Source organism: Streptomyces sp. NPDC006733 (assembly GCF_040636125.1).
In the GTDB taxonomy this organism is placed as follows: domain Bacteria; phylum Actinomycetota; class Actinomycetes; order Streptomycetales; family Streptomycetaceae; genus Actinacidiphila.
In genome coordinates this window covers 200401-227091 of the sequence record NZ_JBEYJD010000001.1, presented here as the reverse complement: position 1 = coordinate 227091, position 26691 = coordinate 200401, and the positions used below count along the sequence as shown (strand labels likewise).

Below are 26691 nucleotides of genomic sequence, written 5' to 3'. Positions count from 1 at the left end.
CCGGAGCCTTCTCGTGCGCGGAGCCTTCTCGTGCGCGGAGCCTTCTCGTGCGCGGAGCCTTCTCGTGCGCGGAGCCTTCTCGTGCGCGGAGCCTTCTCGTGCGCGGAGCCTTCGCGCTCGCCTCTACTCGGCGCGCGGTACGAGGCGGAAGAGCCGTATCTGCCGGTCCACGCGTGCCGCGTAGGACGCGTAGGGCGGCCAGAACCTCAGCACCGCCGTCCAGGCCGCTTCACGCTCGGGTCCCTCGAGGAGCCGCGCGACGACGAGCAGGTCCTTCCCCTTCCAGTTGATCTCCGCGTCCGGATGCCGGATCAGATTGCCGGTCCAGGCGGGGTGGTCGGTGCGCCCGAAGTTGCTCCCGATCACGATGAACGTGCCGCCCTCCTCGGGCATGCACGCCAACGGCGTACGGCGGGGCTGCCCGCTCTTCGCACCCGTGGCCGTCAGGACGACGCCGGGCAGCATCTGGGCGCTGAGCAGCACCTTTCCCTTCGTCAGGCGGTGCACGACCTTGTCCATGGCCGGGACGACGTACGGCGCGACCTTCGCGAAGCCGCGCGTGGACGACACCTTCTGCACAAGCGGCTTCGAACGCTCCATCAGCGACTTCTTCATGCCGCGCTCCCGGCGGTGGCGGTGGCGGTGGCGGGTGCGGTGGGCACGGGTGTTTCGGGTGCGGCGGGCGGGACGGGCGCGGGCGTTTCGGTTGCGGCGGGCGCGTCCGGAGCTGTTCGTGCGGGCGCGGCGAGCGCGTCCGGAGCCGTTCGGGCAGGTGCGGCGGGCGCGGCAGCCATCGGTGCCGCCGGGCCGAACAGCCCCGCCCGGTCGGCGGCCCGGGCGCGCAGCAGGTGGACCGGGCCGAAGAGCAGCTCGTCGGACGCGGCGCGCTTGAAGTAGAGGTGCGCGTGGTGCTCCCAGGTGAACCCGACGCCGCCGTGCAGCTGGATCGCCTCGCCCGCGACCGCGCGCAGCGCCTCCAGCGCCTGCGCGAGCGCGAGCGGTCCGGCGACCGGCAGTTCGCCCTCGGAGGCGGCGGCCGCCCAGGCGGCGTAATAGGCGGCGGAGCGTGCCGCCTGCACCTGGACGTAGAGGTCGGCGAGCCGGTGCTTGACGGCCTGGAAGGAGCCGACAGGACGTCCGAACTGCTCCCTGACCTGCACGTATTCCACGGTCGAGGTCAGCGCCTGGTCCGCGGCGCCGACCGCCTCCGCCGCGAGCGCCGCGGCGGCGAGTTCACCTGCCCGGGCGAGCGCGGGCCCCGGGTCGGCCGCCTCGTCGCCGCCGAGCGGCACGGCGACGACGTCGCGCAGCTCGATCCGGGCCTCGGGGCGGGTCTCGTCGAGCGCGGTGAGGCGGGTGCGCACGACACCGGCCGCGTCCCCCTCGACGAGGAAGAGCCGGGTGCGGGCGGCCGCGTAGCCGCCCGCGTGGGCGGCGACGAGCAGCAGGCCCGCGCTGTGCCCGTCGAGCACCTGGTCGGCCTGCCCGTAGAGCCGCCAGCCGGGCCCGTCCGGCTCCCGGCGGGCCTGGATGCCGCCGGCGCGGCCGCCGCCCGCCCAGCTGCCGTCGTTCGGCCCCGTCAGGCCCAGGGCCGTGCCGAGCCCGCCCGGCAGCGCGAGCGCCACCGTGACGGCGCCGGTGGCGATCCTGGGCAGCAGGTCGGCGCGCTGCTGCTCGGTGCCGAGGTCGGCGATGAGCGGTGCGGCCAGCACCGCGGTGCTGAGCAGGGGGGACGGCAGGAGCGTGCGGCCCGCCTCCTCGCAGGCCAGCACCAGTTCCGTCGGTCCGCAGCCGGCGCCCCCGTACTCCGTCGGCAGCCCGAGCCCCGGCAGGCCGAGCTGCTCGGCGAGCCGGCGCCACAGGGGCTCGTCGTATCCCGCGGGGGTGCCGACGGCGGCTTTGACATCGTCCGGCCCGCAACGTTTCTGCAGCACCTCGCGCAGGGTGCGCCGGATCTCGTCCTGCTCCTCGGTGAACGCGGCATCCATCGGCGGGCTCCTCACGGCTGATCTGACGGTGCGTCATCTTAGGGAGCGGCGGTCCAGATGCACAGGGCCGGGGAGCACCCATTCCCGACCGGGCATGATGTCCGACATGAGCCAGAACCCCAGCCAGCAGCCCCGCCGAGATTCCGGTCACAACGCAGGCGGGGGCGGCGGCGCCCCGCAGCCGAAGCCGCAGCGCCCGCGCGGCAGCACCCTGCGCTTCCTCTCCCCCGGCCCCGACTCGTCCACGACGCAGCTCAAGGTCTATGTCGGGGTCTGGGCCGTACTGCTGGTCCTGTGGATCAGCGCGCAGTTCTGGATGAGCCACATCTCGGGCTTCCAGCGGGTGCTCTACGTGCTGCTCGCGCTCGTCGCGCTGACGCAGATGTCATCGGCGGCCGCCCAGCTGCGCAAGAGGCGTTGAGCCGGTCGGCAGACCCCCCGCCGCCCTGGTGGTCGCCTCCCCTGTTCGGTGGCGCCGAATCTGATGTACCGTCAGATTTATGGCCGCTGCTGCTCGTAAGGTCGCCGTCGTCGGCGTCGCGCTGTCCGACTGCGGACGGGTCGACGACGCCACCCCGTACGCCCTGCACGCCCAGGCCGCCCGCCGGGCGCTGGCCGACTCCGGGCTCGACCGATCGGTTGTCGACGGCCTCGCCTCGGCCGGCCTCGGCATCCTCGCGCCGGTCGAGGTCGCCGAGTACCTCGGCCTGCGTCCCACCTGGGTGGATTCCACCGCGGTGGGCGGCTCCACCTGGGAGGTCATGGCCGCGCACGCCGCCGAGGCGATAGCCGCCGGCCACGCCAACGCCGTGCTGCTCGTCTACGGCTCCACCGCGCGCGCCGACATCAAGGCGAAGCGGCGCACCGCCAACCTCTCCTTCGGCGCCCGCGGGCCGCTGCAGTTCGAGGTCCCGTACGGCCACACCCTGATCTCCAAGTACGCGATGGCCGCCCGCCGCCACATGCACCAGTACGGCACGACGCTGGAGCAGCTCGCCGAGGTCGCCGTGCAGGCCCGCGCCAACGCCGCCCGCAACCCCGACGCGATGTACCGCACCCCGATCACCGTGGACGAGGTGCTGTCCGGGCCGATGATCGCCGACCCGTTCACCAAGCTGCACTGCTGCATCCGCTCCGACGGGGGCGGCGCGGTGCTGCTGGCCGCCGAGGAGTACGTGCGGGACACGGCCAAGACCCCCGTCTGGATCCTCGGCTCGGGCACCTCGGTCTCGCACACCACGATGTCCGAGTGGGAGGACTTCACGGTCTCCCCGGCGGCGGTCTCGGGCCGCATCGCGTTCGAGCGCGCCGGTGTGGCCCCCGCCGACATCGACCTCGCCGAGATCTACGACGCCTTCACGTACATGACGCTCGTGACGCTGGAGGACCTCGGCTTCTGCGCCAGGGGCGAGGGCGGCGCCTTCGTCGAGAAGGGCCGGCTCACGATCGACGGCGATCTGCCGGTCAACACCGACGGCGGCGGCCTCTCCGCCTGCCACCCCGGGATGCGCGGCCTGTTCCTGCTCATCGAGGCCGTCCGGCAACTGCGCGGCGAGGCGGGCGAACGCCAGGTCCGCAAGCCCGGCGGCCACCTCCCCCGCCTGGCGATCGCCTCCGGCACGGGCGGCTGGTTCTGCTCCTCGGGCACGGTGATCCTCGAACGGGGCTGAGCGGAGCTGAGCGGGGCTGAGCGGAGCCGCGCGAGTCCGAGTGGAGCCCGGGAGGGGGCGAGCGGAGCCGCGCCTGGGCCGAGCCGCGCCTGCGCTGAGCGGGGCCGCGCCGATCCGAGCAGGCCGGGAGGGGCGCGAGGGATCGGGGAGGGGGCGATGGACGCGAGGGGCGCGAGGGGCGCGAGGGTCCGGGAGAGGCTGGCAACGGCCGTCCGCCGGGCGCCTGGGTACCCTGGCCGGGTCGGTGGATCCGCGGGTGGTCCGGAGAGGGGTGTCGCGTGGTCGAGCGGTTCGCCCTGCCCCTGGCCTGCACTCTCGTGCTGACCGCCGCCGCGCTGTGGATGCCGTGGACCGCCGACTCGCAGCCGGAAAGCCGGCAGGGCTGGACGAACCAGGCCGCGGCCCGGTTCTGGACCCCGGAGCGGATGGCGAACGCCATGCCGCAGTCCGCCCCGGTCGGGCCGGAGGAACTACCCGCCCCCAACGCGAACGTCAGCACCACCATCGCCCCGGCGGGCGCCGCCCGCCACATCAGCGGCATCCCGACCGTCGGCGTGCTCTTCTCCGTCGACGCTTCGGCCGACGCCCACTTCTGCTCGGCGAGCGTGGTGCACAGCCCGTCCCGCAGCCTGCTGCTGACCGCCGCGCACTGCGGTGCGGGCACGGACGTCGTCTTCGTCCCCGACTACGTCAAGGGCGCGAAGGTGCAGCCGTACGGCACCTGGGCCGTCGACCAGGTCTTCACCGACCCCCGGTGGGACGATGTCGACACCGGGTCCGACTACGACTTCGCCTTCGCGCGGGTGAAGCGGAACGACCGGGGCAAGGGCATCGAGGACGTCACCGGCGCCAACGTCCTGGCCCGGACGCCCGGGTGGATCAACAAGGTCACCGTGATCGGCTACCCCGTCGAGGCCTTCGACCCGACGGGCCGCCCGATCAGCTGCACGACCGCCACCTCCCGGCTGTCCGGCCTGCGCCAGCTGCAGATGGACTGCGGCGGCTACTACGACGGCACGTCCGGCAGCCCCTGGCTGCTGGATTACGACCCGAGGACGCGGACGGGGAAGGTCATCGGCCTGGTGGGCGGCCTGGACGGCGGCGGTCCGGACGACAGCGTCTCGTACAGCCCGCTCTTCGAGGACGCCCTCTTCGCGCTCTACGGAACGGCCGGCGGCTGATCGTCGCGCGACAGCCCCGACCGCCCAGACGGCCCGGACCTCCCCGACGGCCCGGACCGGCGGGCTTCGCCGGGGGCGAAGACCGCGACGGCCGGAACCTCGGGAGCGGCGCCGGGGTCGGCGGTCTCACGATGGGCCTCGTCCCTGCGGAAACGAACATGCAGCTCCATACCGATCCGCAGGTCCGACTCCTCGCAGTCGACGACCTCCGTCATCATCCGCGGACCCTCGGCGAGGTCGACGACCGCGGCGACGTACGGGACCCGGGTGCCGAAGGGCGGCAGGTCGTTGAGGTGGACGACCGACCAGGTGTAGAGCGTGGCGCGGCCGCTCGCCTGCTCCCAGGCGACGTCCTCGCTCCAGCAGGACGGGCAGAACTCCCGCGGGTAGTGGTGCGCCGCCCCGCAGGCCGCGCAGCGCCGGATCAGCAGGCGCCCGTCGGCGGCCGCGTCCCAGTACGGGCGGGTGAAGGCGTCGATGTCGGGGAGGTCGAAGCGCTGCGCCGTCACAGGAAGAGCCCCCACAGGTTGTCGAGCGACCACGCCTGCCAGCTCATGGTGAAGAGGGCGACGAGCGATATCAGCGCCATCATCGCGTTCTGGCCCTGCTCGGCCCAGTCATGGATCATCAGGACCAGGTAGAGCAGGTTGAGGAGCAGCCCGCCCACGAGGGCCACGGGCGTCAGCAGGCCGAACGTCAACCCCAGCCCGAGCGCCAGCTCGGCGTACACGACGACGTACGCCATCAGCTTGGGCCGTGGCGCGACGACGGCGGCGAAGCCGCCCTTCACCGCGCCCCAGCGGTGCTTGTCCGCGACGCTCTTCGCCCAGGCGATGCCCGTTCCCCGCTCGAACCAGCCCTTCTTGTCCTTGTGCCGCCAGCTCTCCAGCCACCACAGCCCGAGGCCTATGCGCAGCACCGCGAGCCATTCGGCTCCGGTGAGCCAGATCGTCTGCATCGCAGGCCTCCTTCGTCTCATCTGACGGTACGTCAGTTCAGCGGATGGAGGCCGCCTAGCGCAAGGGTCCGGGGGCAAACGCCCTCGGATTGATCGCTTCCGGGACTACTCTCGCTCCCGCGCCACCGTCGCCTTCCGGTACGTCCCTCCGACAGCCACTCCGACACACCCCGGGAGCCACCATGGTCGACCGCCCCACCCCCTCCGTCCCGTCGGCGGCGTCCGCCGCGACCTCCGCGGGCGCCCTGCCCACCGCGACCCCCGACGCGATCGTCATCGGCGCGGGGCCCGGCGGCCTCGCCGCGGCGGCGGCGCTGAGCCGGCGCGGCGTGCGCACGCTCGTACTGGAGCGGTCGGACGCGGTCGCCTCGTCCTGGCGCGGCCACTACGACCGGCTCCATCTGCACACCACGCGACGGCTGTCCGGCCTGCCCGGCCTTCCCATCCCGCGCGCGTACGGACGCTGGGTCGGCCGCGACGACGTCATCCGCTACCTGGAGGGGTACGCGGAGCATCACCGGATCGACGTCGCCACCGGCATCGAGGTCTCCCGGATCGACCGCGTCGACCACGTCGACAGCTCGGGTGGGGTGGGCGGGCCGGGTGGCGCGGGCGATTCGCGTGTCGGCGCGAGCGGCAAGGCGGGGTTCCGCAGACGCGGCGCCAAGGGCGGCGGCGGTACGTGGCAGCTGCCCGCCACCGGCGGGCGCCTGCTCACCGCCCCCGTCGTCGTGGTCGCCACCGGCACCAACCACGTGCCCCACGTCCCGGACTGGCCCGGCCGCGAGAGCTTCCCCGGCGAGCTGCTGCACGCCGCCCACTACCGCAACGCCGAGCCCTACGCGGGCCGCGACGTCCTGATCGTCGGCGTCGGCAACACCGGCGCCGAGATCGCCGTCGACCTCATCGAAGGGGGCGCCGCCCGCGTGCGGATCGCCGTCCGGACGCCGCCGCACATCCTGCGCCGCACCACCGCCGGCTGGCCCGCCCAGGCCACCGGCATCCTCTGCCGCCGCCTGCCGACCGGGCTGGTCGACCGCATCGCCCCGCACGTGGAGCGCCTCAGCGTCCCCGACCTGTCCGCCTACGGGCTCGCCCGCCCCACCACCGGCCTCTACTCCCGCGTCCGCGACGACGGTGCCATCCCGGTGCAGGACGTCGGCCTCATCGACGCGATCCGGGCGCGACGGGTGGAGCCCGTCGCCGCCGTGGAGAGCTTCAACGGCGACAAGGTCGTGCTGGCCGACGGTTCACGCATCAGCCCGGAGGTCGTCATCGCCGCCACGGGCTACCGGCGCGGCCTCGAACCCCTCGTCGGCCACCTGGGCGTCCTCGACGGCGACGGCCGCCCCCTCGTACACGGCCCGCACACCCCGCCCGGCGCTCCCGGCCTCTACTTCACCGGCTTCACCAATCCCATCAGCGGCATGTTCCGCGAGCTCGCCATCGACGCCCGGCGCATCGCCCACGCGGCCGCCCGGACCTCCCGAGCGTCCCGGACCCCCCAGCCGCCGCGGACCTCCCAGACGTCCCGGGCCTCCCAGACGTCCCGGGCCTCCCGGCGGGCGTGACCATCGCCCTGTCCGTCTCGCCCACCCCGCCCGCCTCACCCGCATTCATCCATATTCCTCCCCTCATCCCCCGGACTCTGCCCAATCTCTGCCGGACCTCTGCCCGGACTTCCCCCGGACCCCGCCCGGTCCGTTTCGGCCAAAGAAGTTGCCGGCAGGGGCCGTCGGCATGGCCTCACCCCGCTCAAACGCCCTGAATATCGGCCCTGTCGGCCTCCTTCACATCTTTCACATGCCCGAACTGTTCCTGACACGTCGTCAGTTCAGTAATCTGACTATGCGTCAGTTCTGTATACCTTCGAGCAGGAGCGGGCGAGACCGATGCTTGGATCGACATACAGCACCCGTAGCCCCGGCCCCGGGCCCGCCGCACGCGGCGCGTCCGACACCGACGTCGGCGGCCGCCCGCTGCACAACACCGTCCCGGACCTCGACCGGTTCTTCCGGCCGGAGACCGTGGCCGTGGTCGGGGCGTCCGACACCGAAGGACGCCCGAACACCGGCATCACCAGACAGCTGATCGCCTGGTCCCAGCGGGTGGGGGCCCGGCTCTTCCCGGTCAACCCCGGCCGCGAGACCGTCTTCGACCTGCCCTGCTATGCCTCGGTGGCGGATCTGCCGGAGACCGTGGACCTCGCGGTGCTCCTCGTCGGCGACCCCCTTCCCGTCATCGAGCAGTTGGGCGAGGCCAAGGTCCGGTTCGCCGTCGCCTTCGCCTCCGGATTCGCCGAGACCGGCGAGGAGGGCGCCGCCGCGCAGGCCCGTCTCGCCGAGGTCGTCGCGGCCTCCGGCATGAGGCTGCTCGGTCCGAACACCAACCTCAACGCCTTCGAGAAGTTCCGCGAGGACCTGACCGGGCCCGCCATCGCCCTGATCACCCAGTCCGGCCACCAGGGCCGGCCCCTCTACACGCTGCAGGAACTGGGCATCCGGATCAGCCACTGGGCACCCACCGGCAACGAGGCGGACCTCGAGACCGCCGACTTCATCTCGTACTTCTCCGAGCAGCCCGAGGTCGGGGCCATCGCCGCGTATGTGGAAGGGCTCCGGGACGGCCGCTCGTTCACCCTCGCCGCCGACCGCGCGGCCCGCAACAAGGTGCCCGTGGTGATGGTGAAGGTCGGCCGCACCGAGACCGGCGCCCGCATGGCCGCCTCCCACACCGGCAAACTGACCGGCTCCGACGCCGTCGTCGACGCGGCCCTCCGGCAGTTCGGCGTCATCCGCGTCGACGGACTCGACCAGCTCCAGGACACGGCGGCCCTGCTGGCGCGCGCCAAGCCGCCCACGGCCGACGGCGTGGCCGTCTACTCCATATCCGGCGGTACCGGCGCCCACTTCTCGGACCTCGCCACCGCCGCGGGACTCGACATCCCGATTCTGTCCGACGCGAAGCAGGCCGAGCTCCACCAGTGGATCCCCGACTACCTCAACGTCGCGAACCCGATCGACAACGGCGGCCACCCGGTGGGCGACTGGCGCGGCCGGAAGATCATCGACGCGATCCTCGCCGATCCGTCCGTCGGCGTGCTCATCTGTCCGATCACCGGCCCGTTCCCACCCATGAGCGACAAGCTCGCGCAGGATCTGACCGACGCGGCGGAGAGCACCGACAAGCTGGTGTGCGTGGTGTGGGGCTCGCCGCTCGGCACCGAGGACGCCTATCGCACCACCCTCCTCGGCTCGTCCCGGCTCGCGACCTTCCGCACCTTCGGCAACTGCGTCAGCGCCGTCAAGTCCTACCTCGACCACCACCGCTTCGCCGCCGCCTACCGCTCGCCCTTCGACGAGGCCCCCCGTACCCGCTCCTCCTCCGCCCGCAAGGCGCAGGCACTGATGCGCGCGGGCCACCAGCTCAGCGAGCACGCGGCGAAGCAGATGCTGCGCGCGTACGGGATCCGCGTGCCGCGCGAGCAGCTGGTCACCAGCGCGGCCGGCGCCGTCCGCGCCGCGGGCCTGGTCGGCTACCCCGTCGTCATGAAAGCGTCCGGCGCCCAGCTCGGCCACAAGACCGAACTCGGCCTGGTCAAGATCGGCCTGACCTCCGCCAGCCAGGTCCGCGACGCCTATCGCGACCTGACCGACATCGCCCGCTACGAGGGCGTGGACCTGGACGGCATCCTCGTCTGCCAGATGGTCGAGCGCGGCGTCGAGATGGTCGTCGGCGTCACCCACGACCCGCTCTTCGGCCCGACCGTCACCGTCGGCCTCGGCGGGGTCCTCGTCGAGATCCTCGCCGACGCCGCCGTACGCGTGCCCCCCTTCGGCGAGGACATGGCCCGCGACATGCTCGGCGAACTGCGCGGCCACCGGCTCCTGGAAGGGGTCAGAGGGGCCCCGCCGGCCGATGTCGACGCGCTCGTCGACGTCGTCATGCGCGTGCAGCGGATGGCGATGGAGCTCGGCGGCGACCTCTCCGAACTCGACATCAACCCGCTGATGGTGCTGCCGCGCGGGCAGGGAGCGGTGGCGCTCGACGCCCTCGCGATCTGCCGCTGAACGGCTCGCGCGGCCCGCCGGGCCCGCGCCCCCGCCGGGACCCGGCGGGCACGGGCCGTGCGGCCGTGACGACCCGCTCGGCGGCCGGGCCCGCCCGCCGTCCCACCCCGTGATCCGCACGCCGCCCACCACCGCGCGCGCGGCCTTCCGCACAGCTAGGAGCCCCTTGCCCATGACGCCAACCCCCCGTGACGATTCCGTTGATCCGGTCGATTCATTGGTACTCCACGCCACTGACAACGGCGTGACGTGGATCACTCTCAACCGCCCGGAAGCGATGAACGCCGTCACCTGGGACCAGCGCGAACGCGTCATCGCGCTGCTCGACGAGGCCTCCGCGGACCCCGCCGTCCGGGCCGTCGTGATCACCGCGACCGGCCGCGCGTTCTGCGCGGGAGCCGACCTCAGCGGCGGCGCGGCCGCACCCGGCGAGCGCGTCGCGGGCGATGTCGCCCGCACGATCCGGCGCGGCGCGCAGCGCCTCATCTCCGCCGTCCTGGACTGCGAGAAGCCGGTCATCGCCGCGGTAAACGGCACCGCGGCCGGCATCGGCGCGCACCTGGCCTTCGCCTGCGACCTGGTCCTCGCCTCCGACCGCGCGAAGTTCATCGAGGTCTTCGCCCGTCGCGGGCTGGTGCCCGACGGAGGCGGCGCGTATCTGCTGCCGCGGCTCATCGGCCCGCAGAAGGCGAAGGAGCTGATGTTCTTCGGCGACGACCTCCCGGCCCCCGCCGCCGAACGCCTCGGCCTCGTCAACCGCGTCGTCCCCGCCGACGACCTGGAGAAGACCGCCCGCGCCTGGGCCGAACGCCTCGCCACCGGCCCGACCCGTTCCATCGCCCTGACCAAGCACCTCGTCAACGCCTCACTGGACAGCGACCGTTCGACGGCCTTCGCAGCGGAGGCAACCGCCCAGGAGATCAACATGACGACCCACGACGCCCAGGAAGGCGTCCGAAGCTTCGTGGAACGCAGATCCCCCGACTTCACAGGCCGCTGACGGCGCGGGACGCCGGGTCGGACCCCCGCGCAGGTGGCCCCCCACCCAGAGCGGCGGCGGAATTCACTTCCCATCTGACGTACCGTCAGGTTCAATGGTTGGTGTGATGGGACACGCAGGGATGGCGGCCACCGCCGTCCGGTACCTCAGGTCGGTCGGGGCCGCCACGACGGCGGAACCCGTGGAGCCGCTGCCGCGCCCGGATTTGCGGGCTGTGGGGCCGGACGAACGGGCGCCGGTCGATCCGGCGACGTTCCGCCAAGTGCTGGGAACGTTCGCGTCCGGGGTGACGGTCATCACCGCCCCTGGGGATGACGGCCCCACGGGGTTCGCGTGCCAGTCGTTCGCGTCGCTGTCGCTCGATCCTCCGCTGGTCGCGTTCATGGTGGCGCGTACGTCCACGACGTGGCCGAAGATCGCGCGGGCCGGCGTCTTCTGCGTCAACATCCTCGGCGACGAACAGGGCGCCCTCTGTCGCGGCTTCGCCGTGAGCGGGGCGGACAAGTTCGCGGGGGTCGACTGGACGCCCGCGCCCGTCACGGGGTCGCCGCGGCTGGCGGGGATACCGGCGTGGATCGACTGCACGATCCACGCGGTGCACACCGGTGGCGACCATCTGATCGTCGTCGGACGGGTCAACGAGCTCGGCTGCCAGGACCCCGCCGACGCCGACGGGACCACGCCCGAGGCCGGGCCGCTGCTCTTCTACCGCGGACGCTTCGGACGCTTCGCCCAGTAGCCCTCTGGCCCCCGGCTCCCGCGGCTCCCGTGGCTCCCGCCGGAACGGCCCGCCCCGTGGCTCACGCCGCCACCGCGACCGGGATCCCCCGCGACCGGCCCCGCCGGATGACCAGGACCATCAGCGCGGCGACCGCGCACAGCGCGCCCGAGCTGTACCAGACGACGTCGTAGGAGCCGAGGGCGTCGCGCGCCGCTCCGCCCAGGAAGGCGACCACGGCAGCGCCGATCTGGTGCGCGGCCAGGACCCAGCCGAAGACGATGGCGCTGTCGTCGCCGTAGTACTCGCGGCAGAGCGCGATCGTCGGCGGGACCGTCGCGACCCAGTCCAGGCCGTAGAAGACGATGAAGACGATCATCGGCGGGTGCACGGTGTCGGCCATCAGCTGGGGCAGGAACATCAGCGACAGTCCGCGCATCCCGTAGTAGACGGCGAGCAGCCGACGCGGTTCGAAGCGGTCGGTGAACCAGCCGGAGGCGATGGTTCCGGCGATGTCGAAGATCCCGATGACGGCGAGCAGCGACGCGGCCGCCGTGACCGGCATCCCGTGGTCGTGGGCGGCGGGTACGAAGTGGGTCCTGATCAGGCCGTTCGTGGAGGCTCCGCAGATCGCGAAGGACCCGGCGAGCAGCCAGAAGGGCCCGGTACGGGCGGCGACGGACAGCGCCTTGAGCGCCCGCCGGGCGGCGCCGCGCACCGGGACCGGCTTCGGGGTGAACTCCGGCGCCCCGTAGGCCGCGAGGCCGACGTCGGCCGGGTGGTCGCGCAGCAGCAGCCAGACGAACGGGACGACGGCCAGCGCCGAGAGGGAGACGGTCGCGGCGGCGGGGCGCCAGCCGTGCTGCTCGATGATCCAGGAGAGCAGCGGCAGGAAGACCAGCTGCCCGGCCGCACCGGCCGCCGTCAGGAGGCCGGTCACCAGCCCGCGGCGGGTGACGAACCACCGGTTGGCGACGGTGGCGGCGAAGGCGAGCGCCATGCACCCGCTGCCGGTGCCGACGAGGATGCCCCAGCAGAGGATCAGCTGCCAGGTCTGCGTCATGACGATGGTCAGGCCGGCGCCGAGCGCGATGGTGGTGAGCGCGGCGGCGACGACGCGGCGGATGCCGAAGCGGTCCATCAGGGCGGCGGCGAAGGGTGCGGTGAGCCCGTACAGCGCGAGGTTGATCGAGACGGCGAAGCCGATCATGCCGCGTGACCAGCCGAACTCCGCGTGCAGGGGCTCGATCAGCAGACCGGGCAGGGAGGCGAACGCCGCCGCGCCGATGATCGTCACGAAGGTGACGGCCGCGACGAACCACGCGCGGTGGACCCTGGACCGGCGGCCCGGGGCGGGCACAGGGGTTCCAGGGACCGCCGGTATCGGATCCTGCGGGGGAGCTTGAGGTGTCTGCGTCACACGATCAGCTTCGGGCCTGCGTCGAAGCCGAACGAGTGGCCGGATGGCCATGATGTGAAAGGATCGGGCCATGACGACTTCGGACGAGGGCGCGCGGGCGCAAGGCGCCGCCACGGGGGGCTCGGCAGGACCGTTCCGGCACCAGGACCGGCACCGGGTGGCGGTCCTGGTCATGCCCGGTGTGATCCCGTTCGAGCTGGGGATCCCCGCCAGGATCTTCGGCGGTGCCCGCACCCAGGAGGGCCGCAACCTCTACGAGGTCGTGACCTGCTCGGCCGTGCCTGGGCTCGTGCAGACCGACGCGGACTTCCCGATCCTGGTCGAGCACGGACCCGAGGTCCTGGAGGCCGCCGACACCGTCGTCGTGCCCGCCACCCACGAGCTGGACGACATCTACGTCTCGGGCCGGCTGAGCGGCCCGCTGGCCGACGCCTTCGCGCGCATCAGGCCCGGCACCCGCGTCGTGTCGATCTGCACGGGCAGCTACCTGCTGGCCGCCGCCGGCCTGCTGGACGGCCGGCCCGCCACCACCCACTGGGACAGCGCAGACCACTTCCAGCGGCTCTTCCCGCAGGTCAGGGTGGATCCCGACGTTCTCTACATCGACGACGGCGACATCCTCACCTCCGCCGGCGTCGCCTCCGGCATCGACCTCTGCCTGCACATCGTGCGCCGCGACCACGGCACCGCGATCGCGAACGCCGTCGCCCGCCGCACCGTCGTCCCGCCGCACCGCGACGGCGGCCAGGCGCAGTACATCCAGCGCCCGCTCCCCGAACCGCAGCTGGCCAGCACCACGGCCGCCCGCGCCTGGGCGCTGGGCCGCCTCGACCAGCCGCTCACGCTGCGCGAACTCGCCGAGCGCGAGTCGATGAGCGTACGGACCTTCACCCGGCGCTTCCGCGAGGAGGTCGGGATCAGCCCGGGGCAGTGGCTCGTGCAGCAGCGCGTGGAGCGCGCCCGGCACCTGCTGGAGTCCAGCGACCTGAGCGTCGACCAGGTCGCGCACCGGGCCGGGTTCGGCACGGCGACGTCCATGCGGCAGCACCTGCACGCGGCGCTCGGCGTCTCGCCGTCCGCCTACCGCCGCACCTTCCAGACGGCGCCAGGCGCCTGAACCCCGGGGGATCCGGGCGCCCGAACCCCGGGGATCCGGGCGCCCGAACCCCGTCGCACCGCCGGAGGACGGCCCTCCGGAGACCCTCCGGAGACCCTCCGGAGACCCGCCGTCGAGCGGCCCCGTCAGAACGTGAGCACCCCCCGGGCCACCCGCCCGTGGTGCGCGTCGTCCGCGGCCTTCGCGAAGTCCTCGACGGGGTAGGTCTCGGTGACCAGTTCGTCGAGCAGCAGCCTGCCCTGCCTGTACAGCTCCGCGTAGAGCGCGATGTCGCGCTGCGGGCGGGACGAGCCGTAGCGGCAGCCCAGGATGGACTTGTCCAAGTACATGGACGACACCAGGAAGCTCGCTTCGGCGTCGGCCGGCGGAACGCCCAGCAGGACGGCCTGCCCGTGCCGGTCGAGGAGGTCGATGGCCTGGCGGATGAGCTTGACGTTGCCGACGCATTCGAAGGTGTGGTCAGCGCCGGTCGGCAGCAGCTCGCGGACGGCCGCGACGGTGTCGTCCACGGCGGACGCGTCGATGAAGTCGGTGGCGCCGAACTGCTTCGCCACTTCCCCCTTGGCCGGGTTGGCGTCCACGGCGACGATCCTGGTCGCGCCCGCTATCCGGCACCCCTGGAGGACGTTGAGCCCGATACCGCCGGTGCCGATGACGACGACCGTGTCACCCCGGTCGACCTTCGCGCGGTTGAGGGCCGCGCCGACGCCCGTCAGGACGCCACAGCCGATGAGGGCGGCGGAGGTGAAGGGGATCTCCCGTGGGATCTTGACCGCCTGGACGGCCTTGACCACGGTCTTCTCCGCGAACGCCGAGTTCGAGGCGAAGTTGAACAGGTCCTTGCCCTGCCGCGAGAAGGGCTTGCCCGGGTAGCCGATCGCCTTGCGGCACATGGTCGGGCGGCCGCGGTCGCACTCCGCGCACGTGCCGCAGTTGGCGAGGGTCGACAGCGCCACGTGGTCACCGGGCTCCACATGGGTGACGCCGGGGCCGACCGCCTCGACGATGCCGGCGCCCTCGTGGCCGAGGACCACGGGGACGGGGAACGGGATCGTGCCGTCGATGACGGACAGATCGCTGTGGCACAGGCCCGCGGCCTGGATGGCGACCAGCACCTCGCCGGGGCCGGGGCCGCGGATCTCCAGGTCGTCGACCACTTGGGGCTGCGTGCCGTCGAAAATGACGCCTCTCATGAACTGTCCTGTTCCTTCGGGGCCCCCACGTTCAGGAAGGCCAGACGACCGATTGCAGTTCGCTGTACGCGTGCAGTCCGAACGAGCCGCCGTCCCGGCCGACCCCGCTCTCCTTGAAGCCTCCGAACGGCGTCTCGGGGTGGCGCTGAACGGTGTTGATGCCGACGTTGCCGCTGCGCAGCCGGGCGGCGAGCGCCCAGGCCCGTCCCGCGTCGTCGGAGAACACGTAGTCGTAGAGCCCGTACGGGGTGCCGTTGGCGATCTCGACGGCGTCGTCCTCGGTGTCGTAGGCGAGGGCGACGACGACCGGGCCGAAGAGTTCCTCCTGGGCGACGGTCATGTCGGGGGTGACGTCGGCGATGAGGGTGGGGACGACGTAGAAGCCGGACTTGAGGTCGGGGCGCTCGCCGCCGGTGACGACACGGGCTCCCTGGTCGCGGGCTCCGGCGATGTAGGCCTCGACGCGGTCGCGCTGGGCCGCGCTGATGAGCGGGCCGACGACCGTCGAGTTATCCACAGGGTCCCCCGTGATCAGGGCTCCGGCGTACTGTTCAAGAGCGGAGACCACCTGCTCGTACTGGTCGCGGTGGACCAGTACGCGGGTGGGCGCCGTGCAGATCTGACCGCTGTGGAAGGCCCAGGTGGAGGCGACCGCCCCGACCGCCGCCTTGAGGACCGCTCCACCCGATTCCGGCAGGACGATCGCCGCACCCTTGCCGCCGAGTTCCATCAGCGTGCGCTTCAGCGTTCGGCCGGACGCTGAGGCGATCGCCTTACCGACCGCCGTCGACCCGGTGAAGCTGATCATGTCGACGCCCGGGTGCGCGACGAGCGCCTCGCCCGCCGCCGCGCCCGAACCCGCGATCACGTTGAACACCCCGTCGGGCAGGCCCGCTTCCTTGAAGATCGCACCGAGCAGCAGGCAGGTCAGCGGGTCCTGCGGCGCGGGCTTGGCCACGACCGTGTTGCCCATCGCCAGGGCGGGGGCGACCTTTCCCGCGAGGTTGGCGAGCGGGAAGTTGTACGAGGTGACGCAGCCGACAACGCCGACCGGGCGGCGTACGGCGGCGGCGCCGATCAGTCCACCAGGAGCGAGAGGAGAGGCTTTGACGGGTTGTGGGGCGAGCGGGATGACATCGGGCTCGACCGCGCCGCGGGCGTAGCGGCGGAAGCGGTCGGCGGCGGGCGGGAGTTGCAGGGCGGCGGCGACGCGCGCGGTGGCGCCGGTCTCTGCCTGGAGGAGGGGGACGAGGTCGGCGGCGCGGGCGGTGATCGCGTCGGCTATCCGGTCGAGGACGGCGGCACGGTCGCGCGGGGCGGTGCGCGACCAGCCGTCGAAGGCGGCGCGGGCGGCCCGGACGGCCGCGTCCACCTCGTCGGCGCTCGCTTCGGGGGCGTGCCCGACGGTCTCCTCGGTGGCCGGGTTGATGATCGCGTAGTGGCCCTGGGCGGGCTCGTGCCACCGTCCGTCGATCCAGTGCGCGTAGGTCGGGGGTACAGGTCGGCTCATGGCCGCGGCTCCTTCGGGAGGCCGAGCACCCGCTCGGCGATGATGTTGCGCTGGATCTCGTCCGAGCCGCCGTAGATCGTGTCGGCACGGCTGAAGAGGAACATCCGCTGCAGCGGGTCGAGTTCGTAGGGCCGGGACGGGCTCCAGGCGGAGGGGCCGGTGGCGGCTTCCGTGCCCCGGACCGCCATGGCCAGCTCACCGAGCCGCTGGTGCCAGCCGCCCCAGAGGAGCTTGGCGACGCTGGGGGCGCCGGGTGAGTCGGTGCCCAGGGTGCGCAGGGCGTTCCAGCGCATCGTCTTGAGCTCGGCCCACTGGCGGACGATCCGGGCCCTCAGGAGGGGTTCGGTGTCGGCGCCGGTGGTCCGGGCGAGGTCGGTGATCTCGCGCAGCTCCTGCTCGAAGCCGATCTGCTGGACGAGCGTGGACACCCCGCGCTCGTAGCCGAGCAGGGACATGGCGACGGTCCAGCCGCCGCCCTCCGTCCCGACGAGGTGTTCGGCGGACGCGCGCGCACCGTCGAAGAACACCTCGTTGAACTCGGCTTCGCCGGACATCTGGCGGATCGGACGGACCTCGATCCGGCCGGGCTGGTCCATGGGGACCAGCAGGAAGCCGAGACCGTGGTGCCGGCGGGAGCCGGGTTCCGTCCGGGCCAGGACGAAGCACCAGTCGGCGTCCTGGGCGAGCGAGGTCCAGATCTTCTGGCCGGTGATCCGGTAGCCGCCGTCGGCGTCCCGGACCGCCGTGGTGCGGATACCGGCCAGGTCGGAGCCGGCGTCCGGTTCGCTGTAGCCCTGGCACCACAGTTCAGCGCCGCGGGCTATCGGAGGGAGGAAGCGGTCGCGCTGGGCGGGGGTGCCGTGGGAGAGGAGGGTGGGCGCGAGAAGGTTCTCGCCGATGTGGCCGGATCGGCCGGGGGCACCGGCTCTCGCGTACTCCTCACCCCAGACGACCTGCTGGGCGAGGGTCGCCCGGCGGTTGCCGTAGTCGCCGGTCCAGCCGAGCCCTATCCAGCCGGCGGCGCCGAGGGTGCGCTCCCAGCCGCGCCCGCCCGCCCCCCACCCGTCACGGTGCTCGGCGAGCCAGGCCCGCGCCTGGGCGCGGAAGGAGTCGGCGTCCGGGCCGAACGTGAAGTCCACGGGTCCTCCGGTCATCGGGGGGAACGTCGGGCGGATCACTACGGGGTGGGCCGCGGCCTACGGGCCGATACGCCGTGCGCCGGCACGCGTTGGGCGTCGGGCCGTTACGCGTTGGGCCGCTACACGTCGGGCCCTTACGCGTCGGGCCTTTACGCGTCGGACCGTTACGCGTTGGGCCGCTCCGCCGCGGCCGCTGCCGCGCGCATGGCCTCCAGCTGTTCGAGCATCGGCATCGGGTCGACGCCGACGGTGCCGGGCAGGACGTCCGCGATGCGTTCCGGTGTCCAGGGCCCGTCGCCCCAGGCGGACCGCAGTTCACGGGGCTGCGCCCAGACGGCGATCTTCGGTCCGGCGACGGTGTAGACCTGCCCGGTGATGTCGGAGGCCCGGTCGGAGAGCAGGAAGACGACCATGGCGGCCACGTCCTCCGGCTCGCCGATCTCCTTCAGCTCCATGGGCACGTTCGCCGACATGCGGGTGCGGGCGACCGGGGCGACGCAGTTCGCCGTCACCCCGTACTTGTTGAGGCCGAGGGCGGCGCTGCGCACCAGGGAGATGATGCCGCCCTTGGCAGACGAGTAGTTCGCCTGCGAGACGCTGCCCTGGTGGTTGCCGCTGGTGAAGCCGATCAGGGTGCCGGCGCCCTGCTTGCGCATCACCGCCGACGCGGCCCGGAAGACGGTGAAGGTGCCTTTCAGGTGGGTGGCGATGACCGGGTCCCACTCCTCCTCGCCCATGTTGAAGAGCATGCGTTCGCGCAGGATGCCGGCGACGCACACGACGCCGTCGATCCGTCCCCACGTCTCGACGGCCGTGGTGACGATGCGGGCGCCGCCCGCCATCGTCGACACGTCGTCGGCGACGGCGACGGCCTCGCCGCCCGCCGCCTGGATCTCTTTGACGACCGATTCCGCGATCTCGCTCGCCGGCTCGCTCGCGCCGTCGATCGAGACCCCGTAGTCGTTGACGACGACCTTGGCCCCCTCGGCGGCGCAGGCGAGCGCCACCGCGCGCCCGATGCCGCGCCCGGCACCCGTAACAGCGACGACTTTTCCGGTCAGGAAGTTGCCCACGTCCCGCCCCTTCTCATGGTTTCTGACGGACCGTTAGATTCTAGGAGTGAGTACACACCCCAGCACAAGCCCTACGACCAGGAGGCCGCTGTGACGCTTCCCGCCGAGTTCCACGACATCGCCAAAAGGATCAACAACTGGGGGCGGTGGGGCGAGGGCGACGAGATCGGCACGCTGAACCTGATCACCGACGAAGTGGTGCGCGTCGCGGCCGGGGCCGTACGCAGCGGCCGGCGCGTCCCGCTGGCCCTGCCGCTGCAGCAGGACGGGGTGCAGACCGGCATGATCCCCGGCCGGGTCAACCCGTTGCGCACGATGGTCGCGCTCAACCTGGAGATATTCGGCCCGGGAACCATCGCCACCAGCGACGACGCCGTCACGATGGGCCTGCAGGCGGCCACCCACTGGGACGGCCTGACCCACGTCTCGCACTCCGGGAAGATCTACAACGGCCGCCCGGCCGACTCCGTCACCGCGCACGGCGGCGCCGCCTTCAGCGGCATCGAGAAGGTGACGACCCTGGTCTCACGGGGTGTGCTGCTCGATGTCGCCGCCGCCAGGAAGCTGGACCGGCTGCCCGGCGACCACGCCGTCACGCCCGAGGATCTGGAGGCGGCCGAGGAACTGGCGGGGACCACGGTCCGGGCCGGGGACATCGTGCTGGTCCGCACCGGCCAGATGCGCTCCTACCTGGGCGGCGACAAGCACGGCTACGCCTTCCCGTCCCCCGGGCTCTCCATCAGGACGCCGGAGTGGTTCCACGCCCGCAACGTGGCGGCGGTCGCCAACGACACGCTCACCTTCGAGATCTTCCCGCCCGAGATCGAGAACCTCTGGCTGCCCGTGCACGGCCTCGACCTCGTGGAGATGGGGATGCTGCAGGGCCAGAACTGGAATCTGGAGGAGCTGTCAGAGGCCTGCGCCGAGGCGGGGCGGTACGAGTTCTTCCTGGACGCCACGCCCGAGCCCTTCGTGGGCGGGGCAGGCAGTCCGGTCGCACCGGTCGCAGTGCTCTAGGCGCTTGAGGCTGATCCGCTGATCCCCGCGGGTCCCGATCCGGCCGGTCCGGTCCTTCACGGCCCGGTCCTTGACGGAGTGGTCCGCGCCCCGGTCCTTGACGGAGTGGTCCTTCACGGAGTGGTCCGCGGCCCGGTGCGTCGTACTCGGGCGCTCGCCGGGCTGCTGGTCACCGGCCTCCTGGCAGGCGATCCGCTCGGCGCGGTCCACCTCGCACCAGATCCGCTTGCCGCCCCCTTCGGGCTGCCAGCCCCACCGGTCGGCCAGCCCGTCCACCAGCTCCAGGCCGCGGCCGCCGGTCTCGTCCCGCTGCGCGTGCCGCGGGGTGGGCGGGCAGTCACTGGTGTCCGCCACCTCGACCCGGACCGTCGCGTCGGAGGCGTCGGGGAAGAGCATGCGCAGCACGGCCGGACAGCCGGTGTGCACGACCGCGTTCGTCACGAGCTCGGAGATCAGCAGGATCAACGTCTCCGCCAGCGGTTCGTCGGCCCCTATGCCGGAGCCGAGGAGCCGCGAGCGCGCCCATCGCCTGGCCCGGCCCACTTCCGCGGGATCCGCACCGACCTCGAGCTGAACCTGAAGCATCTGCACCGCTCACACCATCCGAACCGGCGGACACATCGCCTCGCGCCACAGGAGAGTCACCGTACGTGACGCCCGTGAAGCACAGCATGATTGACCTACAGTCACCACAACAAGCGCTTCGGGCATATTCCAGCGAAAAGGAGTACGCCTGGCGCATACTGCGCGGAGCACTTTGCGGGGCCTTGCGTGCGGAGCATTCGAACACTTAGGCGTCCCACGTGCGGCGCCCGCCCGGCTCTGCCGGGCGGCGACCACTCGGCGCCTCTGGACCTCTCGCACCCGATGGAGCGTACCCGAGCCGGACGCCGACTCCGGTCCGTCACCGGTAACGCATCGGACACAACCCGATATCAACGCAGCGTCACCGACCGCTCACGCGCCTTCACCCGAGCAGTTCCGCCGCCAGCTCCTCCTCCAGCCGCTCCGCGTCCGCGCGCCCGGCGGCGAGGACCCAGGACCGCTTGATGTCGAGGTGCACGTCGGCCTCCCAGGTGAAGCCCATCCCCCCGAAGACCTGCAGACAGTCGCGTGCGTTGCGCACCGCCGCGTCGTCGGCGAGCAGCCGCGCCGCGGCCGTCTCGAAGCCGTCGCCGGACACCGCCGCCGCGTAAACGGCCGTACGGGCCATCTCCACCCGTACGAGCATGTCCGCGCACAGGTGTTTCACCGCCTGGAAAGCCCCGATCGGACGCCCGAACTGCTCACGTTCCCGGGCGTGTTGCACGGCCATCGCCAACGTCCTGCCCGCGCTGCCGACCTGCTGCGCCGCGGTCAGTAGTGCCGCCTCCCGCCGCAGCACGGCCGGGTCGACGCCCGCGACGGCCTCGCCGCCGTCCGCATCGCCGCGGGGCAGGTGGAGCGGGGTGAGCGGGTCGGCGGAGCGGATCGGCTCCGCCGCGAAACCGTCCACTGGGAAGAGCGTGACGCGCATCGAGGGAGCGCCGGCGGCTCCGGGCTCCCCCAGCGCCAGCACGGCGTCCGCGGCGCCCAGGTGGCCGACCGGGGCGGGCGGCAGCGCCAGGGCCACCAGCAGGTCCCCGGCCGCCGCTCCCGCTGCCACCGGCCCGGTCAGATGGGTCGCCGCCAGGTGCGTACCGACCAGCGGACCGGGCAGCAGGACGCGCCCGGCCTCCTCGAAGACGAGCACCGCCTCGGGCAACCCGAGGCCCACGCCCCCAGCCGCCTCCGGCAGCCGGAGCGAGAAGAACCCGGCCGCGCCCAGCTCTCGCCACAGCGCCCGGTCGACCACTTGCGGACCGCCCGAGAAGGCGGCCGCACCCCCCGCCTCGTAGCCACGCCCGGAACCGGAACCGGAACCCGCACCAGACGCGGAACCGGAACCCGAACCGGAGCCGGAACGCCCACCGGAGCCAGACCCAGACCCAGGCCTGGGCCCCGACCCCGAGCCCACATCGACCCCCGAACCATCCCCCACATCCGCCACATCCCCGGCGTCCACCGCCGCGCGCAGCGCCTCGCGCGGGAAGCGCCCCGCGAGCAGCTCCCGCACGCCCGACCGCAGCGCCTCCTGGTCCTCCGTCGGCTGGAAATCCACGATCAGCCCCCGCTCCTCGGCCTTCGGCGGCCGTCAGCCCTTCGGCAGGCCGAGGATGCGCTCGGCCACGATGTTCTTCTGGATCTGCGACGTGCCGGCCGCGATCGTGTAGGAGAGCGACGACAGCCGCTCCGCCGTCCACGGCTGCCCGACGTCCTGCGCCAGCGGCCCCAGTACCTCGGCGGCCGCGTCGTACAGCTCCTGCCGGGCGTGCGAGTAGCGCAGTTTGAAGACCGAGCCGCCGGTCCCCGGCACGCCCGTGCCGCCCGCCCGCAGCGAGCGTTCCGCCTCGCTGACGTTCCACTGGGTGAGCCGCCACAGGACGGCGAACTCCGCCGCCAGCCGCCCCAGCCTGCGCCGCAGCGCCGGATCGTCCCAGCTGCCGTTGGCCTTCGCGGTACGGGCGACCTCGCCCAGGACGCGGCGGCAGGCGACGACCTCGCCGACGAAGGCGGTGCCGCGCTCGAAGGAGAGGGTCACCATGGTGACGCGCCAGCCGTCGTTCTCCTCCCCCACCCGGTTGGCGACCGGCACCCGCACCTCGTCGAGGAACATCTCGGCGAATTCCGTCGACCCGGCGAGGGTGCGCAGCGGGCGCACCGTGACGCCCGGGGCGTCCATCGGCATCGCCAGCCAGGAGATGCCGCGGTGCTTGGGCGCCTGCGGGTCGGTGCGGACCAGCAGCTCGCACCAGTCCGCGACCTCCGCGTGCGAGGTCCAGATCTTGGAGCCGGTCACCACGTACGCGTCGCCGTCGCGCACCGCGCGGGTCCGCAGCGAGGCCAGGTCCGAGCCGGCGCCGGGCTCGCTGAACCCCTGGCACCACACCTCGTCGCCGCGCAGCACCGGCGGCAGCCAGCGCCGCCGCTGCTCCTCGGTGCCCTCGGCGGCGATGGTGGGTCCGGCGTGCAGCAGGCCGACGAAATTGGCGCCCACGTAGGGCGCGCCCGCCTTCTCCGTCTCCTCCAGGAAGATCAGGTGCTGCACCGGCGTCGCGCCCCGCCCGCCCGCGTCGACCGGCCAGTGCAGGCCCGCGTACCCGGCGTCGTACAGCCTCCGCTGCCAGCCGGCGTCGTACGCGCGCCGGCCCGGCCAGTCGCGGGGGTCGGGCCGGGGCGGCAGCCCGGGCAGCACCTCGCCGAGCCAGGAGCGCAGCCCGGCCCGGAACTCCTCCTGCTCGGCGGTGTACGTCAGATCCACGCGCGCCTCACCGGCCCGATCCACCGGCCGGGCCGGACTTCGCGAGGGAGGACAGGTCGAGGCCCCGGTCGAAGTCGAGGTCGAGCATCCGGATGGCGTTGCCGCGCATGAGCTTGTAGACGGTCTCGTCGTCGAGCCCCTTCATGTGGTCCTCGGCGACCGCCTTGGTGTGCGGGAAGGTCGAGTCCACGTGCGGGTAGTCCGTCTCGAAGGTCGCGTTGTCCCGTCCGACGACGTCCAGGGACGCGACGCCGTGCTTGTCGCGGAAGAAGCAGCAGAAGATCTGCCGGTAGTAGTACGACGACGGCGGCTCGGGGATGATGTCGCGCACCCCGCCCCAGGCCCGGTGCTCCTCCCAGACGGTGTCGGCGCGCTCCAGGGCGTACGGGATCCAGCCCATCTGGCCCTCGCTGTACGCGAGCTTGAGCGTCGGGAACTTGACCAGCACCCCGCTGAAGAGGAAGTCCATCATCGAGGCCATCGCGTTGTTGAAGCTGAGCGCGGCCTGGACGGCGGGGGGCGCGTCCGGGGAGGCCGCGGGCATCTGCGAGGACGAGCCGATGTGCATGTTCACGACCGTGCCGGTCTCCTGGCACACCGCGAAGAAGGGGTCCCAGTACCCGGAGTGGATGCTGGGCAGGCCCAGGTGCGTCGGGATCTCGCTGAACGTGACGGCCTTGACGCCGCGGGCTGCGTTGCGGCGGATCTCGGCGACCGCCAGGTCGATGTCCCACAGCGGGATGATGCACAGCGGGATGAGCCGGCCGCCGCTGTCGCCGCACCACTCCTCGACCATCCAGTCGTTGTAGGCGCGGACGCAGGCGAGCGCGACCTCCTTGTCGTGCGCCTCGGAGAAGGTCTGGCCGCAGAACCGCGGGAAGGTCGGGAAGCAGAGCGAGGCCTCGACGTGGTTGAGGTCCATGTCCGCGAGGCGTTCCTTGGGGTCCCAGCAGCCGCGGCGCATCTCGGCGCGGGTGATGCCCTCCAGCGTCATGTCGTCGCGGTCGAAGCCGACGGCGGCGATGTTCCGCTTGTACGGGAACTTGAGGTCCTCGTAGATCCACCAGTCGGTGGCGGGTCCGTCCGGGTCCATCGTGATCTGGTACTTCCCGGCGACGTACGCCAGCTCACCGATGCCCGCGGTCAGCGGCTTCGGGCCGCGGTCGCGGTACTGGGCCGGCAGCCACTTCTCGAAGAGGTGCGCGGGTTCGATCACGTGGTCGTCGACGCTGATGATCCTGGGCAGTTCCATCGGCCTCTCCCTGCAGATCTGATGGATCGTCAGATTTAGAGTACGCACGCACACACCCCGCGTCCATCGGCGTCACACCCCTGGACCGGCGCGGCCCGGCCGCATACGCTGCCGCCAGTATCTGACGCTACGTCAGGTGCGATGACGGTACGGAGGAGACCGGCATGGACCCGACGCAGGAGACCGGCACGGCCCCGGCACAGGAGACGGGCACCGCCCCGGCGCAGGAGACCGCCACCACCCCGCCCGTCCCCACCGCCCCGTCCGTCACAAATGCCCTGTCCGCCCCGTCCGTCCCAAACGCCGAAAACGCCGCAGCCGCCGCAACCGACCCGGCCGTCGCAGCCCTCGCAGCCGAGCTCGGGGACTCGCCGACCCTCTGGGCGCTCGCCGCCCGCCGCGCCGAGCTCACCCCCGACGCCCCCGCCCTCCTCGACACCGACGGCCGCCGGATCGCCTTCGGCGAGCTGCGCGATCGGGCGGAGCGCGTCGCCGCCGGCCTCCACGACCTGGGCGTCCGGCCCGGCAGCCGGTTCGCCTGGCAGCTGCCCACCCGGATCGAGACGGTGCTGCTGACCTTCGCGCTCGCCCGGCTCGGCGCCGTGCAGACCCCGCTCATCCCCTTCTACCGGGACCGCGAGGTCGGCTACGCGCTGCGCGAGGCCGGGGCCGAGTTCTTCGCGATCCCCGACGGCGAGTGGCGCGGCCACGACTACGCGGCGATGGCCGACCGCCTCGCGCCGCGCCTGCCCCGGCCGCCGCTCCTGATCACCGCCTACGACCGGCTCCCGGACGGCGACCCGGCCGTGCTGCCGGAGCCGCCCGCCGACGGCACCTCCGTCCGCTGGATCTACTGGACCTCGGGGACCACCTCGGATCCCAAGGGCGTCCTGCACACCGACCGCAGCCTCATCGCCGCCGGCGGCTGCCTCGCCCACGCCCTGCGCCTGACCCCCGGCGACGTCGGCTCGATGGCCTTCCCCTACGCCCACGTCGCCGGGCCCGACTACACCGTGATGCTGCTGCTCTACGGCTTCCCCGCGCTGCTCCTGGAGCACTTCGCGCTGCCCGCGTCGCTCGACGCCTACCGGGAGCACGGCGTCACGGTCGCGGGCGGCAGCACCGTCTTCTACTCGATGTTCCTCGCGGAGCAGCGCAAGGACCCCGGCCGCAAGCTCATCCCCACCCTGCGGCTGCTGGCGGGCGGCGGCGCGCCCATGCCGCCCGAGCTGTACTACGAGGTCACCCGGGAGATGGGCTGCCAACTCACGCACGGCTACGGCATGACCGAGGTGCCCATGATCACGATGGGCGCCCCCGACGACACCCCCGACCACCTCGCGACCACCGAGGGCCGCCCCCCGGCCGCGATGGAGATCCGCATCACGGACTCCGAGGGCAAGCCGCTGCCCGCCGGCACCGACGGTGAGGTCAGGCTGCGCGGTGAGGCCGTCTGCCAGGGCTATCTGCACGCCGCCCAGACCGCCGAGGTCTTCGACCCGGACGGCTTCCTCATCACCGGCGACCTCGGCCGCCTCACCCCGGACGGCTACCTCGTCCTCACCGGCCGGCTCAAGGACATCATCATCCGCAAGGGCGAGAACATCTCGGCCCAGGAGATCGAGGACCTCCTCTACGAGCACCCCGCCGTCGCCGACGCCGCCGTCATCGGCCTCCCCGACCCGGAGCGCGGCGAACGCGTCTGCGCCGTCGTGGAGCAGCCCCCCGGCGCCCCGCCGATCACCCTCGCGGACCTCACGGCCTACCTGCGCGAGCACGGCCTGTCCGCCCACAAGCTCCCGGAACAACTGGAGACAGTGGACGCCCTCCCCCGCAACGACGTGCTCCGCAAGGTCCTGAAGTTCAAACTCCGCGAGCGCTTCGGCGGCACCGAACCGTCCTGAGCCGTGCCCGGACGGTGGGAATTTCTCGGTTCCCTCCCCCTTTCAGGTTTGGCGGGGCGCGACAGGTGTGGTCGGGGGTGCCCCGGCAGCCGCTAGTCTGCGTCTGCTGACCACGTAACTTCCGGAACGCGTCGCCGAGTT

22 protein-coding genes and 1 pseudogene are annotated in these 26691 nt (G+C 72.6%); 10 read left to right on the top strand and 13 right to left on the bottom strand.

Annotated features, from left to right (window positions below):
• Positions 1 to 123: 123 nt before the first annotated feature.
• Both ABZ721_RS01010 and ABZ721_RS01005 read right to left on the bottom strand, forming a co-directional pair.
• Positions 124 to 615, bottom strand: a complete 492-nt coding sequence (locus ABZ721_RS01010; RefSeq protein ID WP_358786400.1) for a nitroreductase family deazaflavin-dependent oxidoreductase — start codon at positions 613 to 615, stop codon at positions 124 to 126.
• The gene (locus ABZ721_RS01005) at positions 612 to 1988 is read right to left on the bottom strand and encodes an acyl-CoA dehydrogenase family protein (RefSeq protein WP_358786399.1); all 1377 of its coding nucleotides are present in this window, start codon (positions 1986 to 1988) and stop codon (positions 612 to 614) included. The genes ABZ721_RS01010 and ABZ721_RS01005 overlap by 4 nt, the downstream gene beginning before the upstream one ends.
• Before the next feature lie 106 nt (positions 1989 to 2094).
• Here ABZ721_RS01005 and ABZ721_RS01000 point away from each other — a divergent pair, with 106 nt between their 5' ends.
• From ABZ721_RS01000 to ABZ721_RS00990, 3 genes are all read left to right on the top strand, one after another.
• A complete protein-coding gene (locus tag ABZ721_RS01000) occupies positions 2095 to 2409 on the top strand; it encodes a hypothetical protein (RefSeq protein WP_358786398.1) in 315 nt (104 codons plus the stop codon).
• A 79-nt stretch (positions 2410 to 2488) separates the two neighbouring features.
• Positions 2489 to 3658 carry an acetyl-CoA acetyltransferase gene (locus ABZ721_RS00995; RefSeq protein ID WP_358786397.1) on the top strand — a complete coding sequence of 390 codons (1170 nt, stop codon included), beginning with the start codon at positions 2489 to 2491 and terminating at the stop codon, positions 3656 to 3658.
• A 278-nt stretch (positions 3659 to 3936) separates the two neighbouring features.
• The gene (locus ABZ721_RS00990; RefSeq protein ID WP_358786396.1) at positions 3937 to 4839 is read left to right on the top strand and encodes a trypsin-like serine protease; all 903 of its coding nucleotides are present in this window, start codon (positions 3937 to 3939) and stop codon (positions 4837 to 4839) included.
• On the opposite strand, the gene ABZ721_RS00985 is transcribed toward ABZ721_RS00990, so the two are convergent.
• Together ABZ721_RS00985 and ABZ721_RS00980 are read right to left on the bottom strand one after the other, a co-directional pair.
• A complete protein-coding gene (locus tag ABZ721_RS00985; RefSeq protein ID WP_358786395.1) occupies positions 4818 to 5348 on the bottom strand; it encodes a Zn-ribbon domain-containing OB-fold protein in 531 nt (176 codons plus the stop codon). The genes ABZ721_RS00990 and ABZ721_RS00985 overlap by 22 nt on opposite strands.
• A complete protein-coding gene (locus ABZ721_RS00980; RefSeq protein WP_358786394.1) occupies positions 5345 to 5797 on the bottom strand; it encodes a DoxX family protein in 453 nt (150 codons plus the stop codon). The genes ABZ721_RS00985 and ABZ721_RS00980 overlap by 4 nt, the downstream gene beginning before the upstream one ends.
• A gap of 182 nt (positions 5798 to 5979) precedes the next feature.
• On the opposite strand from ABZ721_RS00980, the gene ABZ721_RS00975 reads away from it, so the two are divergent.
• The 4 genes from ABZ721_RS00975 (at position 5980) to ABZ721_RS00960 (ending at position 11606) form a co-directional block, all read left to right on the top strand.
• Entirely contained in the window at positions 5980 to 7368 is a 1389-nt protein-coding gene (locus tag ABZ721_RS00975; protein WP_358786393.1) for an NAD(P)/FAD-dependent oxidoreductase, read from the top strand.
• Positions 7369 to 7689: 321 nt separating this feature from the next.
• Positions 7690 to 9867, top strand: a complete 2178-nt coding sequence (locus tag ABZ721_RS00970) for an acetate--CoA ligase family protein (protein WP_358786392.1) — start codon at positions 7690 to 7692, stop codon at positions 9865 to 9867.
• Positions 9868 to 10039: 172 nt separating this feature from the next.
• Complete coding sequence (locus ABZ721_RS00965) at positions 10040 to 10867, top strand: enoyl-CoA hydratase-related protein (protein ID WP_358786391.1); 828 nt, start codon at positions 10040 to 10042, stop codon at positions 10865 to 10867.
• Between the two features lie 106 nt (positions 10868 to 10973).
• The gene (locus tag ABZ721_RS00960; RefSeq protein ID WP_358786390.1) at positions 10974 to 11606 is read left to right on the top strand and encodes a flavin reductase family protein; all 633 of its coding nucleotides are present in this window, start codon (positions 10974 to 10976) and stop codon (positions 11604 to 11606) included.
• Positions 11607 to 11667: 61 nt separating this feature from the next.
• On the opposite strand, the gene ABZ721_RS00955 is transcribed toward ABZ721_RS00960, so the two are convergent.
• Complete coding sequence (locus tag ABZ721_RS00955) at positions 11668 to 13056, bottom strand: MFS transporter (protein ID WP_358786389.1); 1389 nt, start codon at positions 13054 to 13056, stop codon at positions 11668 to 11670.
• Between the two features lie 19 nt (positions 13057 to 13075).
• On the opposite strand from ABZ721_RS00955, the gene ABZ721_RS00950 reads away from it, so the two are divergent.
• Positions 13076 to 14122 carry a helix-turn-helix domain-containing protein gene (locus tag ABZ721_RS00950; RefSeq protein ID WP_358786388.1) on the top strand — a complete coding sequence of 349 codons (1047 nt, stop codon included), beginning with the start codon at positions 13076 to 13078 and terminating at the stop codon, positions 14120 to 14122.
• Between the two features lie 125 nt (positions 14123 to 14247).
• Here ABZ721_RS00950 and ABZ721_RS00945 read toward each other — a convergent pair whose 3' ends face one another.
• From ABZ721_RS00945 to ABZ721_RS00930, 4 genes are all read right to left on the bottom strand, one after another.
• Positions 14248 to 15315, bottom strand: coding sequence for a Zn-dependent alcohol dehydrogenase (locus ABZ721_RS00945; RefSeq protein ID WP_358786387.1), 1068 nt, complete (start codon positions 15313 to 15315; stop codon positions 14248 to 14250).
• Positions 15316 to 15346: 31 nt separating this feature from the next.
• Positions 15347 to 16825 carry an aldehyde dehydrogenase family protein gene (locus tag ABZ721_RS00940; RefSeq protein WP_358786386.1) on the bottom strand — a complete coding sequence of 493 codons (1479 nt, stop codon included), beginning with the start codon at positions 16823 to 16825 and terminating at the stop codon, positions 15347 to 15349.
• Positions 16822 to 17964, bottom strand: coding sequence for an acyl-CoA dehydrogenase family protein (locus ABZ721_RS00935; protein ID WP_358786634.1), 1143 nt, complete (start codon positions 17962 to 17964; stop codon positions 16822 to 16824). Before ABZ721_RS00935 ends, ABZ721_RS00940 begins: the two co-directional genes overlap by 4 nt.
• Before the next feature lie 164 nt (positions 17965 to 18128).
• Positions 18129 to 19037, bottom strand: coding sequence for an SDR family oxidoreductase (locus tag ABZ721_RS00930; RefSeq protein WP_358786385.1), 909 nt, complete (start codon positions 19035 to 19037; stop codon positions 18129 to 18131).
• Between the two features lie 90 nt (positions 19038 to 19127).
• Between ABZ721_RS00930 and ABZ721_RS00925 the strand changes: the two genes are divergently transcribed.
• Entirely contained in the window at positions 19128 to 20054 is a 927-nt protein-coding gene (locus ABZ721_RS00925) for a cyclase family protein (protein ID WP_358786384.1), read from the top strand.
• Positions 20055 to 20255: 201 nt separating this feature from the next.
• Here ABZ721_RS00925 and ABZ721_RS00920 read toward each other — a convergent pair.
• The 4 genes and pseudogenes from ABZ721_RS00920 to ABZ721_RS00905 form a co-directional block, all read right to left on the bottom strand.
• Positions 20256 to 20645, bottom strand: a pseudogene (locus ABZ721_RS00920) (ATP-binding protein); the annotation flags it as partial.
• Between the two features lie 376 nt (positions 20646 to 21021).
• A complete protein-coding gene (locus ABZ721_RS00915) occupies positions 21022 to 22194 on the bottom strand; it encodes an acyl-CoA dehydrogenase family protein (RefSeq protein ID WP_358786383.1) in 1173 nt (390 codons plus the stop codon).
• 33 nt (positions 22195 to 22227) lie between these two features.
• On the bottom strand, positions 22228 to 23394 hold the full coding sequence (locus tag ABZ721_RS00910; protein WP_358786382.1) for an acyl-CoA dehydrogenase family protein: 1167 nt from the start codon (positions 23392 to 23394) through the stop codon (positions 22228 to 22230).
• A gap of 7 nt (positions 23395 to 23401) precedes the next feature.
• Positions 23402 to 24646: an amidohydrolase family protein gene (locus tag ABZ721_RS00905; protein WP_358786381.1), complete on the bottom strand. Its 1245-nt coding sequence runs from the start codon at positions 24644 to 24646 to the stop codon at positions 23402 to 23404.
• Between the two features lie 164 nt (positions 24647 to 24810).
• On the opposite strand from ABZ721_RS00905, the gene ABZ721_RS00900 reads away from it, so the two are divergent.
• Positions 24811 to 26550, top strand: a complete 1740-nt coding sequence (locus ABZ721_RS00900; RefSeq protein WP_358786380.1) for an AMP-binding protein — start codon at positions 24811 to 24813, stop codon at positions 26548 to 26550.
• The last annotated feature ends 141 nt before the right edge of the window (positions 26551 to 26691 follow it).

What these genes read in the sequence shown, in the direction of transcription:
- ABZ721_RS00975 (WP_358786393.1), top strand. Translation starts at nt 5,980, where the DNA reads ATGGTCGACCGCCCCACCCCCTCCGTCCCGTCGGCGGCGTCCGCCGCG.
- ABZ721_RS00955 (WP_358786389.1), bottom strand. Translation starts at nt 13,056, where the DNA reads ATGGCCATCCGGCCACTCGTTCGGCTTCGACGCAGGCCCGAAGCTGAT.
- ABZ721_RS00960 (WP_358786390.1), top strand. Translation starts at nt 10,974, where the DNA reads ATGGGACACGCAGGGATGGCGGCCACCGCCGTCCGGTACCTCAGGTCG.
- ABZ721_RS00945 (WP_358786387.1), bottom strand. Translation starts at nt 15,315, where the DNA reads ATGAGAGGCGTCATTTTCGACGGCACGCAGCCCCAAGTGGTCGACGAC.
- ABZ721_RS00940 (WP_358786386.1), bottom strand. Translation starts at nt 16,825, where the DNA reads ATGAGCCGACCTGTACCCCCGACCTACGCGCACTGGATCGACGGACGG.
- ABZ721_RS00905 (WP_358786381.1), bottom strand. Translation starts at nt 24,646, where the DNA reads ATGGAACTGCCCAGGATCATCAGCGTCGACGACCACGTGATCGAACCC.
- ABZ721_RS00965 (WP_358786391.1), top strand. Translation starts at nt 10,040, where the DNA reads ATGACGCCAACCCCCCGTGACGATTCCGTTGATCCGGTCGATTCATTG.
- ABZ721_RS00970 (WP_358786392.1), top strand. Translation starts at nt 7,690, where the DNA reads ATGCTTGGATCGACATACAGCACCCGTAGCCCCGGCCCCGGGCCCGCC.
- ABZ721_RS01005 (WP_358786399.1), bottom strand. Translation starts at nt 1,988, where the DNA reads ATGGATGCCGCGTTCACCGAGGAGCAGGACGAGATCCGGCGCACCCTG.
- ABZ721_RS00995 (WP_358786397.1), top strand. Translation starts at nt 2,489, where the DNA reads ATGGCCGCTGCTGCTCGTAAGGTCGCCGTCGTCGGCGTCGCGCTGTCC.
- ABZ721_RS01010 (WP_358786400.1), bottom strand. Translation starts at nt 615, where the DNA reads ATGAAGAAGTCGCTGATGGAGCGTTCGAAGCCGCTTGTGCAGAAGGTG.
- ABZ721_RS00980 (WP_358786394.1), bottom strand. Translation starts at nt 5,797, where the DNA reads ATGCAGACGATCTGGCTCACCGGAGCCGAATGGCTCGCGGTGCTGCGC.
- ABZ721_RS01000 (WP_358786398.1), top strand. Translation starts at nt 2,095, where the DNA reads ATGAGCCAGAACCCCAGCCAGCAGCCCCGCCGAGATTCCGGTCACAAC.
- ABZ721_RS00950 (WP_358786388.1), top strand. Translation starts at nt 13,076, where the DNA reads ATGACGACTTCGGACGAGGGCGCGCGGGCGCAAGGCGCCGCCACGGGG.
- ABZ721_RS00900 (WP_358786380.1), top strand. Translation starts at nt 24,811, where the DNA reads ATGGACCCGACGCAGGAGACCGGCACGGCCCCGGCACAGGAGACGGGC.